This window comes from Enterobacter sp. RHBSTW-00901, assembly GCF_014103115.1.
Lineage (GTDB): Bacteria > Pseudomonadota > Gammaproteobacteria > Enterobacterales > Enterobacteriaceae > Enterobacter > Enterobacter cloacae_P.
In genome coordinates this window covers 3,883,107-3,896,274 of sequence record NZ_JABXPB010000001.1, presented here as the reverse complement: position 1 = coordinate 3,896,274, position 13,168 = coordinate 3,883,107, and the positions used below count along the sequence as shown (strand labels likewise).

The 13,168-nt window shown below is 54.7% G+C and carries 11 protein-coding genes; 2 read left to right on the top strand and 9 right to left on the bottom strand.

Translation table 11 applies throughout. The features are described 5' to 3' along the window. Positions 1 to 21: 21 nt before the first annotated feature. A complete protein-coding gene (queA, locus tag HV318_RS18695; protein WP_182273918.1) occupies positions 22 to 1,092 on the bottom strand; it encodes a tRNA preQ1(34) S-adenosylmethionine ribosyltransferase-isomerase QueA in 1,071 nt (356 codons plus the stop codon). A 92-nt stretch (positions 1,093 to 1,184) separates the two neighbouring features. Here queA and acpH point away from each other — a divergent pair, with 92 nt between their 5' ends. Together acpH and HV318_RS18685 are read left to right on the top strand one after the other, a co-directional pair. Beyond that, the gene (gene acpH / locus HV318_RS18690; protein ID WP_182273917.1) at positions 1,185 to 1,766 is read left to right on the top strand and encodes an ACP phosphodiesterase; all 582 of its coding nucleotides are present in this window, start codon (positions 1,185 to 1,187) and stop codon (positions 1,764 to 1,766) included. A gap of 241 nt (positions 1,767 to 2,007) precedes the next feature. Next, on the top strand, positions 2,008 to 2,610 hold the full coding sequence (locus HV318_RS18685) for a peroxiredoxin (RefSeq protein WP_182273916.1): 603 nt from the start codon (positions 2,008 to 2,010) through the stop codon (positions 2,608 to 2,610). A 45-nt stretch (positions 2,611 to 2,655) separates the two neighbouring features. Here HV318_RS18685 and HV318_RS18680 read toward each other — a convergent pair whose 3' ends face one another. The 8 genes from HV318_RS18680 to phoB all read right to left on the bottom strand — a co-directional run bounded on the left by HV318_RS18680 (position 2,656) and on the right by phoB (position 13,129). Then, positions 2,656 to 4,524, bottom strand: a complete 1,869-nt coding sequence (locus tag HV318_RS18680; protein ID WP_182273915.1) for an amidohydrolase — start codon at positions 4,522 to 4,524, stop codon at positions 2,656 to 2,658. Between the two features lie 21 nt (positions 4,525 to 4,545). Continuing rightward, positions 4,546 to 5,091 carry an antibiotic biosynthesis monooxygenase gene (locus HV318_RS18675; protein WP_182273914.1) on the bottom strand — a complete coding sequence of 182 codons (546 nt, stop codon included), beginning with the start codon at positions 5,089 to 5,091 and terminating at the stop codon, positions 4,546 to 4,548. Positions 5,092 to 5,139: 48 nt separating this feature from the next. Then, entirely contained in the window at positions 5,140 to 5,781 is a 642-nt protein-coding gene (locus HV318_RS18670; protein ID WP_182273913.1) for a hydrolase, read from the bottom strand. Positions 5,782 to 5,981: 200 nt separating this feature from the next. Beyond that, on the bottom strand, positions 5,982 to 7,799 hold the full coding sequence (gene malZ / locus HV318_RS18665; RefSeq protein WP_182273912.1) for a maltodextrin glucosidase: 1,818 nt from the start codon (positions 7,797 to 7,799) through the stop codon (positions 5,982 to 5,984). A gap of 139 nt (positions 7,800 to 7,938) precedes the next feature. Then, positions 7,939 to 9,312, bottom strand: a complete 1,374-nt coding sequence (gene proY / locus HV318_RS18660) for a proline-specific permease ProY (RefSeq protein ID WP_182273911.1) — start codon at positions 9,310 to 9,312, stop codon at positions 7,939 to 7,941. Positions 9,313 to 9,393: 81 nt separating this feature from the next. Next, positions 9,394 to 10,713, bottom strand: coding sequence for a branched-chain amino acid transporter carrier protein BrnQ (gene brnQ / locus HV318_RS18655; RefSeq protein WP_182273910.1), 1,320 nt, complete (start codon positions 10,711 to 10,713; stop codon positions 9,394 to 9,396). Positions 10,714 to 11,122: 409 nt separating this feature from the next. Further along, positions 11,123 to 12,418 carry a phosphate regulon sensor histidine kinase PhoR gene (phoR, locus tag HV318_RS18650; RefSeq protein WP_182273909.1) on the bottom strand — a complete coding sequence of 432 codons (1,296 nt, stop codon included), beginning with the start codon at positions 12,416 to 12,418 and terminating at the stop codon, positions 11,123 to 11,125. A gap of 21 nt (positions 12,419 to 12,439) precedes the next feature. Beyond that, positions 12,440 to 13,129, bottom strand: coding sequence for a phosphate response regulator transcription factor PhoB (phoB, locus tag HV318_RS18645; RefSeq protein WP_003859122.1), 690 nt, complete (start codon positions 13,127 to 13,129; stop codon positions 12,440 to 12,442). Positions 13,130 to 13,168: the final 39 nt, after the last annotated feature.

Here is a 13,168-nt window from a genome sequence, read left to right as displayed (position 1 = left end):
ACATTATTCAATGTCGCGGACTTATTCCCCGACACGCTCATTCAAAGCCTGCGGATTGTACGTGATAAACATCGCGTCCCCGTAGCTAAAAAAGCGATATTTTTGTTCTACCGCAGACTTGTAGGCAGCCATCGTGTGCTGATAACCCGCAAATGCGGAAACCAGCATAATCAGTGTCGATTCAGGCAGATGGAAGTTGGTCACCAGTGCATCAATCACGTTGTACTGGTAGCCCGGGTAGATGAAGATCTGCGTATCGCCGAAAAACGGCTCGATAAGCTCGTTTTTAGCGGCCTGCGCGGCACTCTCAAGTGAACGGACTGACGTGGTACCGACAGCGATAACGCGGCTACCGCGAGCTTTCGCGGCCAGAACAGCGTCCACCACGTTCTGAGGTACTTCGGCATACTCAGAGTGCATGATGTGATCTTCAATGCTGTCCACGCGCACTGGCTGGAAGGTTCCTGCGCCCACGTGCAGCGTCACGAAAGCCATCTCCACACCTTTTGCACGCAGTTTTTCCAGCAGCGGCTCATCAAAATGCAGGCCTGCGGTTGGGGCTGCCACCGCGCCAGGCTTCTGGCTGTAGACGGTTTGATACAGCTCCCGGTCGGCCTCTTCGTCCGGACGCTCAATGTATGGCGGCAACGGCATGTGGCCGATGGTGTTCAGGATATCGAGCACCGTACGCTCATCATCGAACGCCACTTCAAACAGCGCATCATGGCGCGCGGTCATGGTCGCTTTGATGCTCTCATCATCGCCCAACAGCAGCTCAGCACCCGGTTTCGGAGCCTTAGACGCGCGAATATGTGCCAGAATACGTTTATCATCGAGCATACGTTCGACCAGCACTTCAATCTTACCGCCGCTGGCTTTACGGCCAAACAGACGCGCCGGGATCACGCGGGTATTGTTAAAAACCAGCAGATCGCCAGGGTTGAGCTTGTCGAGCAAATCGGTGAAAGTACCGTGCGTCAGCGCGCCCGTAGGCCCATCCAGTGACAGCAAGCGGCAGCTACTGCGCTCAGGCATTGGATAGTGAGCAATCAGGGATTCAGGTAATTCAAAGGAGAAATCGGCGACGCGCATGACGTATACTCGTGACTTAAAAACAGGCGGCATAGTCTAGTGCTCACACTCTTTTGCTGCAACAACTAGCCGCCCCCGGACAGATAAAACGCATGAATTTTCTCGCTCACCTGCATCTTGCTCACCTTGCTAACAGCTCCCTTTCCGGTAATTTGCTGGCCGATTTCGTGCGCGGTAACCCCGCAGAGTCGTATTCCCCTGAGATTGTTGACGGGATCTTTATGCACCGCCGCATTGACGTGTTAACCGATAATCTGCCGGAAGTGACGGAAGCCAAAGCGTGGTTTCGCCCCGAAACGCGCCGCGTAGCACCGATCACGCTCGACGTGATGTGGGATCATTTCCTGTCACGCCACTGGGCGCAGCTTTCGCCGGAAATGCCGCTACCCGAGTTCGTACACTATGCCCACGCGCAGGTGTCGATCATTTTGCCGGACTCGCCACCGCGATTTGTGAATCTGAACAACTATCTGTGGTCAGAGCGCTGGCTGGAACGTTATCGTGAGATGGATTTTATCCAGAACGTGTTGAACGGAATGGCGAGCCGCCGTCCGCGTCTTGATGCGCTACGTGATTCATGGCATGACCTGGATGAACACTACGACGCGCTGGAAACGCGCTTCTGGCAGTTCTACCCGCGCATGATGACGCAGGCGAAAAACAAACAGCTCTGAATACACGTCATCCTTTAAGCCGCCTCTACGTTGGCTACGCCTGCTCACCCCGGGAGCTTACTTAAGTAAGCTCCCGGGAATTCCCGCTTTGATGCAACTTGAATGATTTTGTGTATAGAAAGAGCATTGATAGGCGAAAGCTTGCTGAACGATTGTCAGTGCCTCTTTGTCTTATTGATGGACACTCTCTATACTGGCCGCGTTGCGTTCCAAATAACCTTAGTATCTACAGGAGAATCATATGGTTCTGGTAACTCGTCCGGCTCCGGATTTTACAGCTGCAGCAGTTCTGGGCAACGGTGAAATCGTTGAAAACTTCAACTTCAAACAGCACACCAACGGTAAAGCGACCGTTCTGTTCTTCTGGCCAATGGACTTCACCTTCGTTTGCCCGTCTGAACTGATCGCGTTCGACAAACGTTACGAAGAATTCCAGAAACGTGGCGTAGAAGTGGTTGGCGTCTCCTTTGACTCTGAATTTGTACACAACGCATGGCGTAACACCCCTGTCGACAAAGGCGGCATCGGTGCGGTGAAATACGCAATGGTTGCGGACATCAAACGCGAAATCCAGCAGGCTTACGGTATCGAACATCCGGACGCTGGCGTTGCGCTGCGTGGTTCCTTCCTGATCGACGCGAACGGTATCGTTCGTCACCAGGTTGTGAACGATCTGCCGCTGGGTCGTAACATTGACGAAATGCTGCGCATGGTTGACGCGCTGCAGTTCCACGAAGAGCACGGCGAAGTGTGCCCGGCTCAGTGGGAAAAAGGTAAAGAAGGTATGGCTGCATCTCCGGAAGGCGTTGCTAAATACCTGACCGAGAACGTATCCAGCCTGTAATCGGCACGGTGTACGAAGAAGGCCCGCAAATGCGGGCCTTTTTGTTTAGAACGCGAAGCAAGAACAGCCTAACACGCCCCAGAACGCCTGCTCATCCGATACCGGAATATCCGACTGACGGGCAATCCCATGCGCGTGACCGTGCACCCCACAACTGCCAATGCACTGGTGCATCTGTACCACCGCACCCACTTTACTCGCCACTGGCGGTGCAGAGCGGTAATGTCCAGGCACTTTCACCACCGGTGACCACTCCGGTACAACCGGGATTGGCGGCGGTGACAGCGGGCTGAAATGTCCTGCGGCATATACCACTTTACCGTCGACCACCGTCAGCACCGATTCAATGCCCTTAATGTCCTCTTCCGGCACGCTGAAATAGTCTTTCGACAACACCACCAGATCCGCCAGCTGTCCTTCGACCAGACGGCCTTTTTTGCCCTGCTCGCTGGAGAACCAGGCGCTGCCTGCAGTCCACAGCTCCAGCGCAACATCGCGCGGCAGACGGTTATTGTCGTCGTACATCGCCAGCCCGCCCACGGTACGGCCAGACACCAGCCAGTAGAGCGCCGTCCACGGGTTATAGCTCGCCACGCGTGTGGCGTCCGTACCTAACCCTACCGGCACATCCAGCTCCAGCATTTTCGCCACCGGCGGGGTATGCTTCACCGCCTCTTTGCCGTAGCGGTCAACAAAATACTCGCCCTGGAAGGCCATACGGTGCTGCACCGCAATCCCACCGCCAAGGGCTTTAACTCGTTCGATATTGCGCTCGGTAATGGTTTCCGCGTGGTCGAAGAACCAGTGCAGGCCGTTGAACGGAATATCACGGTTCACCTTCTCAAACACATCCAGCATGCGGCTGATCGATTCGTCGTAGGTAGCATGCAGACGGAACGGCCAGCGGTTTTCCACCAGATGGCGTACCACGCGTTCCAGCTCGTCTTCCATACCTTCCGGTAAATCCGGGCGCGGCTGGAGGAAATCTTCAAAATCTGCCGCCGAGAAGACCAGCATCTCACCCGCGCCGTTGGCCCGGTAGAAGTCGGTCCCCTGACCCGGCTTAAGCATATCGGTCCAGCGTTCAAAATCTTCCAGCTCCTGCTTCGGCCGCTGGGTAAAGAGGTTATAGGCGATACGCACCGTCATCTGCTCTTTGGCGTGCAGTTCAGCGATCACTTCATAATCTTCCGGGTAGTTCTGGAAACCACCACCGGCATCAATGGCGCTGGTCAGCCCCAGACGGTTCAGCTCACGCATAAACTGACGCGTCGAGTTTACCTGCTGCTCAATGGGCAGTTTCGGCCCTTTCGCCAGCGTAGCGTAGAGGATCATCGCATTCGGTTTGGCGATCAGCATCCCGGTTGGGTTACCGTTGTTATCGCGTACAATCTCCCCACCCGGCGGGTTGGGCGTCTCTTTGGTGTAGCCGACTGCTTTCAGTGCCGCGCGGTTGAGCAGTGCACGGTCGTAAAGATGGAGTACAAACACCGGCGTGTCAGGTGCGGCCTCGTTGAGTTCTTCGATAGTCGGCATCCGGCGCTCGGCGAACTGGAACTCGCTCCAGCCGCCAACCACCCGTACCCATTGCGGTGACGGTGTACGATCGGCCTGATCTTTCAACATGCGCAGTGCATCCACCAGTGATGGCACACCTTCCCAGCGCAGCTCCAGGTTGTAATTCAACCCACCGCGGATCAAGTGCAGGTGCGAGTCGTTCAGTCCAGGGATCACCGTGCTTCCCTTTAAATCGACGACCTGCGTTCCCTGCGTCGCATAGCTCATGATGCGATCGTGGTTGCCCGTGGCAAGGATCTTGCCGTTGGCGATCGCCACCGCTTCCGTAAGCGGATTTTCGCGATCGAGTGTGTGGATCTTACCTTTGGTTAAGATCAGTGTGGCAGTGTGAGACATAACGTACTCCTTTGAGCCGAATCAGGCTTTTTTTAGCCATCCGGCAAACAGACGGGTCACGATGGGCATCCAGAGCCAGACCACCAGCGCGACCACACAGGCATCGTTAATCAAATGCAGCAGAAGTGAGCCTTTCAGGCCAGGAAGCAGCGCACCGGTCACCAGCGGCACGATGTTGGTACTGGGAAAGATGACCAGCAGCGTGATAAGAAACTGTTTCCACTGCTTTGGCTTACGCACATGCGGCTCAGGCGGTGTAAACCAGAACGCCGCTTCGGTACGTACTTCGGTTTTATCGCCTTCAGCCAGCAGCGGTTCAATCTCTTTAACCAGCGCGTTGCGGGTCTCGGACTGCGTCCACGCGTAGAGATGTTCAATGGTGTCGAAGCGGATAATCACCGTCCACAGGTTTTGCCCTTCAGACGGACGGATTACGTTCGCACCAAGATGGCCGGAAAATTCCGCCGCGACAGGCATAATCTTGCCCAGCCACTGTTCATATCGCTCAGCTTGTCCCGGAAGTAACATATGGGTGATCACCAGCGTCACATGTGATGTTTGCGCCATAAAAGTTCCCTGGTCATTGATGGGCGGGAGAACCCCGCCCTGAAAGGTTTACGCTTTGCGCTCTGGCGCACCGTGAACGAGGGTATAGGCATAATCGACGCCCATGCCGTAAGCCCCGCTGTGCTCACGTACCAGGTCCATTACCGCGTCGTAGGTTCCTTTGCGTGACCAGTCGCGCTGATACTCCAGTAGCACCTGCTGCCAGGTCACTGGCACAGCGCCCGCCTGCACCATACGGTCAATGGCACGCTCGTGGGCATCAACGGAGGTACCGCCAGAGGTATCCGTCACCACATAGACTTCGTAACCTTCATCCAGCGCCATCAGTGCCGGGAAGGTCAGGCACACTTCCGTCCACAGGGCTGAAATGATGAGTTTTTTACGGCCCGTCGCTTTGACTGCCGCAACAAACGCATCATCTTCCCAGGAGTTCATGGAGGTACGTTCAATCGGTTTTACATCCGGGTGAACCGCCAGTAATTCTGGCCAGATATAGCCACTAAAGCTTTTCGTTTCTACCGATGTGTAGATAACCGGAACATCAAAAATTTTGCCTGCTTTTGCCAGCGCAACCGTATTATTCTTCAATAATTGACGGTCAATATTGGCCACACCAAAGGACATTTGCGGTTGGTGATCGATAAAAATCAATGCGGAGTTGGATGGATCAATCAGTTCACGAATAGACATAAAAGTACCTTTTAATCAATTAGTTAAAAGCCAACGGTTTGTGTGCTATATGAGAAAGGGCCCTGACTGATAAAGCAAATTGAGTATAGCGAGATTTGATTGAGAGAATATTAAAGATATTTGTCCCCTCTGTTGAATTTAACCGAACAACTTAGGGGAAATATTCTGCAACCGGCATAAGTACCGGTTGCAGATGAGGATTAATGACCGAACCAGACTGACGCGGAAATAGCAGGCAGAGAGAGTATCCCCTCCTGAATAGCACCTTTGCCCTCTTTCAACTGCCACGCCTTCACGTTCAGCAGCGGAGAGCTATCCAGCACCACTTCGCAGGCTTCACCCCGGTTAATGGCTACCAGCACACGCTGCTGGTTATAGACGCGGGCAAACACCACCACGTTATCGTGGGCGTATACCACCTGACAGCCGCCGTAGCGCAGAGCCTGGTTCTGTTTACGCAGTTTCGCCATGCGCTGATACAGACGGAGCAGCGCTTTGTCCTGTTTTGCAGGCTCCCACGGGAAGGTTTTACGGCAGAACGGGTCGTTATTGCCGTCCAGGCCTACTTCATCCCCATAGTAAATGCATGGCACGCCTGGCCAGGTAAAGAGCCAGGTGACGGCCAGCGGCAGACGTGCCACATCCTTGCCGAGCAACGATTTAAAGCGTGCAGTATCGTGGCTATCCAGCTGGTTGAACATACGTAGCTGTTGCTGATGTGACAGGCTGGCACGGTAGTTATCCATCCACACCATGCAGGTTTCCGCGTCGATATGCTGCGGATCGTAGGAGATGTCAGTATTCGCAAGGAAGCCCCACAGCGGGAAGGTAAAGCCGCGATAGTTCATCGCCGCATCTTCCGCATCGGCCTGCAGCCACTGACGCGCATCACCAAAATGCTCGCCAAAGACAAACGCCTCCGGCTGTGCAACTTTCGCGGAACGGGTGATCCCGGCGACATGCTGAAGGTTGTTACGCGCCCCACCGCCTTCCCCCAGCATATGCACCACATCCAGCCGCCAGCCGTCCATGTTCCACGGCGCGTTCAGCCAGTGGCGCACGATACTGTGTTCACCGCCGTAGATTTCGTTGACCAGAGAAGGCGACTGGAAATCCAGTTTCGGCAGGCTCGGGTAACCCAACCAGTCGAGCGCACGGCCATCTTCGTTAAAGCTGTACCAGTCGCGCTGAGGTGAATCCGGGTTGTGGCATGCCCCTCCCATCAACGGGTTATGGCGGTCAAACCAGGCATGAGAATCACCGCTGTGGTTGAACACACCGTCCAGAATCAGGCGCATGCCTTCATTTTTTGTGTTCTCTCTCAGGCGCAACAGCGCCTCATCGCCGCCAAACTGCTCGTCGACGTGGCGATAATCTTCAGTATCGTATTTATGCACGCTTGGGGCTTTAAACACCGGGTTCAGGTACAGCGCCGTGATGCCGAGTTTTTTCAGGTACGGGAGTTTTTCGCTGATACCGTCGAGATCGCCGCCGTAAAACGTCGACCCTCCTGCCCGATCGGTCAGCGGTTCATCCCAGTCTTTCAGGACAATGTCGTGGCCTGCCGCGTGGTGGTAATAGATCTTATCCTGCTGTGCAGTACGCGTTGTGCTGCGCGCGAAACGATCCGGGAAGATCTGGTAAAAGACCTGATCGTTGACCCATTGCGGGCCATTATCCGGGCAATCAACGGCAAACTGCTCCAGCCGTGCGGGCGGAAAACGGCTAAACCCCTGCGGGGCAAACCACAGCTGACGGTTGTTCCACAGCAGTTTGAAACTGTAGCGACGGCGCGGCTGTCCGCTACTTAAGTCGATCCTGGCCTGCCACGCCGTCACTCCAGGCTGCGGCTGACTGCGCTGCTTGTGCATCGTCAGCGACGTTTCTTCATTATCCACTTCGGCGCGCAGCGTCACGCGTTCAGGCTGATTTTCTCCCGCCAGCCAGAGCGTAATCACAAGGTTGTCTTTGCTTTGCTTAACAAATGGGGCAACCGGAAGGTGCCAGGCGTTTAACATCACGAATCCCCTTTGATGAAATTGACGTCACCTTGCCACAGGGTGATTAAGGTTAGCTCATCATGATGTGGTTTATTGGGGGAGGAGGACGGGGGAGGAGGTAAAATAACCCTCTCCCACAGGGAGAGGGAAAAGGGAATTACTGTGCTTCAGCCAGCTGACGGTCGCGGCGACATTTAAACATCCAGCCCACCAGCAGCAGGGCAATCCACGCGAAACCGACGTACAGGGAAATACGGGTATCCGGGTGATAGCCAATCAGGGCAATGATAAAGACCAGGAAGATAAGCCCAGCTACCGTCGTTGGCACGCCGCCCGGCACTTTAAACTTCAGCGCTTTCACATCGGACGGCGACAGACGGCGACGGAACGCAATCTGCGACAGCAGGATCATGATCCACACCCACACCGTTGCGAAGGTCGCCAGCGACGCAATCACCAGGAAGACGTTCTCCGGCATGATGTAGTTCAGATACACCGAGAACAGCAGCGCAACGGTCATCACCACCACGGTCACCCACGGCGTACCACGACGTGACGTTTTGGCAAACACCTTCGGTGCACTGCCCTGCTCCGCCATCCCGTGCAGCATACGGCCCACGCCGAAAACATCACTGTTGATCGCCGAAAGCGACGCGGTCAGCACCACAAAGTTCAGAATGCTGGCAGCAAACGCGATCCCCATGTGCTGGAAGGTCAGCACAAACGGACTGCCGTTGGTGCCCACCTGGTTCCACGGGTAGATAGACATGATGACGAACAGCGTACCCACATAGAACACCAGAATACGCATTGGCACCGAGTTGATGGCACGCGGAATGGATTTCTCCGGATCTTTCGCTTCGCCAGCGGTAATCCCGATAATCTCAATACCACCGTAGGCAAACATCACCATCTGTAGCGACATTACCATTCCGAGCCAGCCGTTACTGAAGAAGCCACCGTTGCTCCAGAGGTTATGGATACCGGTCGGTTGACCACCGTTACCGATCCCCCAGATGATGATACCGAAACCGGCGATAATCATGATGATGATGGTGGCAACCTTGAAGAAGGAGAACCAGAACTCCAGCTCACCAAACACTTTCACGCTCATCAGGTTGACGGCGCAGATGATCAGCACCACGCTCAGCACCCAAATCCAGTGCGGTACCGCCGGGAACCAGACGCCCATGTAAATGCCAAACGCCGTCACGTCGGCAATGGCCACAATCAGGATTTCAAAACAGTATGTCCAGCCAGTGATAAACCCGGCCAGCGGGCCTAAGTTTTCCTGCGCATAACGCGAGAACGAGCTGGCGGAAGGGTTGTGAACCGACATCTCCCCCAGCGCGCGCATGATGATATAGGCCGCTACGCCGCCAATGATGTAGGCCAGCAGAACGCTTGGGCCAGCCATTTTAATGGCATCTGCGGAGCCATAAAAAAGGCCGGTACCAATTGCAGAGCCCAGCGCCATAAAGCGAATGTGGCGAGTGCTTAGCCCGCGTTTGAGTTTGTTAGTGCTTTCCATTTAAATCTTGCCATTCAACACGAAAAAAACAAAAAACCACGGGGCCTTAAGCCCCGTGGTTAAACAGTTTGTTGCCGTTGATTAATGAGCGTTCGATGCGACCTGACGCCCTGCAGCACGATCCCAGATAATGGCCAGAACCAGTGCAACAACGGTTGGCATCAGCCAGGCCAGCCCCTGTTCGGACAGCGGCAGACGCTGTGTCCAGGCAGGCAATATTGCACTGAATGCTGATGCTTTAATTCCGTCAAGGATACCAAAAATCAGGCTAATAAACATGGCTGGCGCAATAATTCGCGAAGCATTATTCCACCACGGGCGGGTGAAGCTCAGCACCACCAGCACGATACACGGCGGATAGATAGCCGTCAGCACCGGGATAGAGACCTGAATCAGGTGGCTCAGCCCCAGGTTTGACACCGCCATAGAGAAGATACCCAGGATAAACACCAGCGTACGGTAAGAGAGTGGCAGATACTGCGCGAAGAACTCCGCACACGCACAGGTCAAACCAACCGCCGTCACCAGGCACGCCAGGAAAATCAGTACCGCCAGCAGCAGGCTACCCGCTCCGCCGAAGGTGTGCTGTACGTAAGCATGCAGGATTGCCGCACCGTTCGCGTTCTGATCCACCAGCATCGCGCTATCGGAGCCCAGACGGAACAGCGCCAGATACAGCAGCGTCAGGCCAACACCGGCCATCAGGCCCGCCCAGATAGTGTAGCGGGTCAGCAGACGTGCTTCGGTCACACCACGGGAACGCGCGGCGTTAACGATAACGATACCAAACACCATCGCGCCCAGCGTATCCATCGTCAGGTAGCCGTTCACAAAACCGTTAGAGAAGGCTGCGTTTTTGTACGCGTCCATCGCCTCGCTGATAGGGCCAACCGGCCAGATGATGGCGGCAACAGCCAGCACAATCAGCGCCACAATTTTCATTGGTGCAAGAAAGTTACCCACGGTATCCAGCAGTTTGCCCGGATAGAGGGAAACCAGAATCACGATAGCAAAGTAGATCAGGCTATAGATAAACAGCGGCATCGCACCATCACCGGTCAGCGGGGCAATCCCCACTTCGAAGGAAACGGTCGCGGTACGTGGCGTCGCAAACAGCGGGCCAACGGCCAGGTAGCAGACGGTTGCCAGCAGGACACCCGCCACTTTGCCAATTGGCGTGCTGAGGCTGTCGACACCGCCGCCAACTTTCGCCAGCGCGATAACGGTCAGCACCGGCAGACCCACGGCAGTAATCAGGAAACCAAACGCAGCTGTCCAGACGTGTTCACCAGCCTGTAAGCCAACCATTGGAGGGAAAATGATGTTGCCTGCGCCAACGAACAGCGCAAATGTCATAAAGCCCAGCGCGATGATGTCACGCGATTTTAAGTGATGGGTCATAAAACCTTACTGCCTGTGGATGTGGTGTTGAAAACATTGAGATTTTCGCTCTCCCCTGGCGGGACAATACAGCGGAAAATTTGCTCAATTTCAGCGGGAAATGCTCCCGTCCTGGCGTGGAGAAGAATAGTTTTTCGATTTACCACGCAAATACAGTCGCTATGACAGTATCTGGGGGCAATTTAAACGCTTATAACGTTTAAAGGCAAGGTGGGATCGCAAAACCAGAACAAAATGCCAGCATGAAAAAACCAACCAGAATAATACGCTAATTATAAGAAAAACCCACGGCTAATCATGCGAACAAAAAAGCATCAGGCGTATAAAATTCATTCGTGTTTCACCTGACTGCAAAGCAAACGGGCCAGCAATAGCTGACCCGTGGAAAGGTAAGATGACACACCTGCTGTCAGGCGATCTTTTTGGCAATTAATCGTTCCGGGATAACGAAACTGAAGCGGGTTCCCTTCCCAATCGTGCTTTGAATATCAAGACGGCTTTCATGATGATTAACCGCATGTTTCACAATCGCCAGCCCCAGACCACTTCCCCCGGTCTGCCGCGAGCGCGCCTTATCCACACGGTAGAAGCGCTCCGTCAGGCGCGGAAGATGTTCAGGTGCGATCCCCGGCCCATTGTCCTCGACGCTAAACTCAGCGCCCGTCGGAAGATGCTGCCAGCGCACCACAATATGTGTCCCCTCCGGGGTATGATTCACTGCGTTATACACCAGGTTAGAAATGGCACTACGCAGTTCATCTTCACTGCCGAGCACTTTCAGGTTGTTATCGACCTCAAACGTCAGCTGATGTTTTTTATGGCTCAGGGTCTGTGCTTCACGCTCCACCACCCGCAGCATCATCGGTACATCAATGGTGTCATTCAGCGCGAGCGTGGGTGCGGCTTCAATTTTCGATAACGTCAGAAGCTGTTTGACCAGCCCTTCCATCCGGTGCGTTTGCTCACGCATCGTGTGCAGCGCTTTCTCGCGCGGTGCGCCTTCGAGAATTTGCTCCTGCATCACTTCCAGGTAACCCTGCAGCACCGTCAGCGGCGTGCGTAACTCGTGGCTCACGTTGGCAAAAAAGTTGCGCCGAGCTCCTTCCAGCTGGTGCATCTGGGTAACGTCACGCGCCACCATCAGCCACTGTCGTTCGCTGTACGGCATCACGCGGATCTCCAGATGGCGACCGCTGTTGAGCCTCAGGTTATGCGGACGCGTAAAATCACGCTTTTTCAGATACAGCGTGAACTCCGGGTAGCGCAAAAGGTTGAGGATGTTCTGACCGTTATCATCCGGCCAGCGCAGGCCTAGCAGCTGTTGCGCCAGGCCATTACACCAGAAGATCGTCCCCTCTTCGGTGGTCAGAATGACCGCATCCGGCAGTGACTCCGCGCCACTGCGAAAACGTTTGATCAGGCTGCCCAGCTCACGGCGGCGCTTTTTATTACGCATCTGCATCTGGTGCAGACCGTAAAGCAGCGGTTCCCAGCTTCCGTGCCCCGGCGGAGGTGTCATACTTCTGTCCACCCACAGCCACCAGGAGAGGCGCAGTAAGTTCCAGAAATGCCAGATCAGCAACCCGGTGACAGATACCAGCAGAAACCACGGTAAATATCCAACGAAGGCCCCCAGAATGAAGGCCGGTATACAACATAAGATCAGTTCAAAGACGAGCCTTTTCCATGACAGACGTTCCAGCACGCGTCACACTCCTGTCATTGTTCAGAAACGGGTAGAAAAACGATAACCCGTACCACGGACCGTCTGTACCATGCGATCGTGGCCGCTCAGTTCCAGCGCTTTACGCAGGCGGCGGATATGTACGTCAACCGTCCGGTCTTCGACATACACGTTAGTTCCCCAGACGTTATTCAGCAACTGCTCGCGGCTGTAAACGCGTTCAGGGTGAGTCATAAAGAAGTGCAGGAGTTTAAATTCGGTAGGCCCCATATCGAGGGGATTTTCGCCGGTCATGACGCGGTGTGAGGTTGGGTCAAGGCTCAGGCCCTGCATCTCAATCACCTCTTCCACCGCCATCGGTGAAATTCGGCGCATCACGGCCTTGATGCGGGCGACCAGCTCTTTCGGCGAAAATGGTTTGGTAATGTAATCGTCCGCGCCGGTTTCCAGACCGCGCACGCGATCTTCTTCTTCACCGCGCGCCGTCAGCATGACCACCGGAATGTCACGGGTCATCGCTTCACGTTTAATGTGCTTGATAAACTGCAACCCGGACCCACCGGGCAACATCCAGTCAAGCAGAATCAAGTCGGGCCAGGGCTCATTCAGCTGGTTCACCGCGCTGTCATAATCTTCCGCTTCAACCGGCTGAAAGCCATTTTGTTCGAGCACGAAGCACACCATTTCACGGATCGGAGCTTCATCTTCTACGACCAGAATACGTCTCGCCATACTTTGCCCTGTCTTATCTTATTTAAGTTACAAGTTTGT

Coding starts and splice junctions, on each gene's coding strand:
- queA (WP_182273918.1), bottom strand. CDS start 1,092: ATGCGCGTCGCCGATTTCTCCTTTGAATTACCTGAATCCCTGATTGCT.
- acpH (WP_182273917.1), top strand. CDS start 1,185: ATGAATTTTCTCGCTCACCTGCATCTTGCTCACCTTGCTAACAGCTCC.
- HV318_RS18685 (WP_182273916.1), top strand. CDS start 2,008: ATGGTTCTGGTAACTCGTCCGGCTCCGGATTTTACAGCTGCAGCAGTT.
- HV318_RS18680 (WP_182273915.1), bottom strand. CDS start 4,524: ATGTCTCACACTGCCACACTGATCTTAACCAAAGGTAAGATCCACACA.
- HV318_RS18675 (WP_182273914.1), bottom strand. CDS start 5,091: ATGGCGCAAACATCACATGTGACGCTGGTGATCACCCATATGTTACTT.
- HV318_RS18670 (WP_182273913.1), bottom strand. CDS start 5,781: ATGTCTATTCGTGAACTGATTGATCCATCCAACTCCGCATTGATTTTT.
- malZ (WP_182273912.1), bottom strand. CDS start 7,799: ATGTTAAACGCCTGGCACCTTCCGGTTGCCCCATTTGTTAAGCAAAGC.
- proY (WP_182273911.1), bottom strand. CDS start 9,312: ATGGAAAGCACTAACAAACTCAAACGCGGGCTAAGCACTCGCCACATT.
- brnQ (WP_182273910.1), bottom strand. CDS start 10,713: ATGACCCATCACTTAAAATCGCGTGACATCATCGCGCTGGGCTTTATG.
- phoB (WP_003859122.1), bottom strand. CDS start 13,129: ATGGCGAGACGTATTCTGGTCGTAGAAGATGAAGCTCCGATCCGTGAA.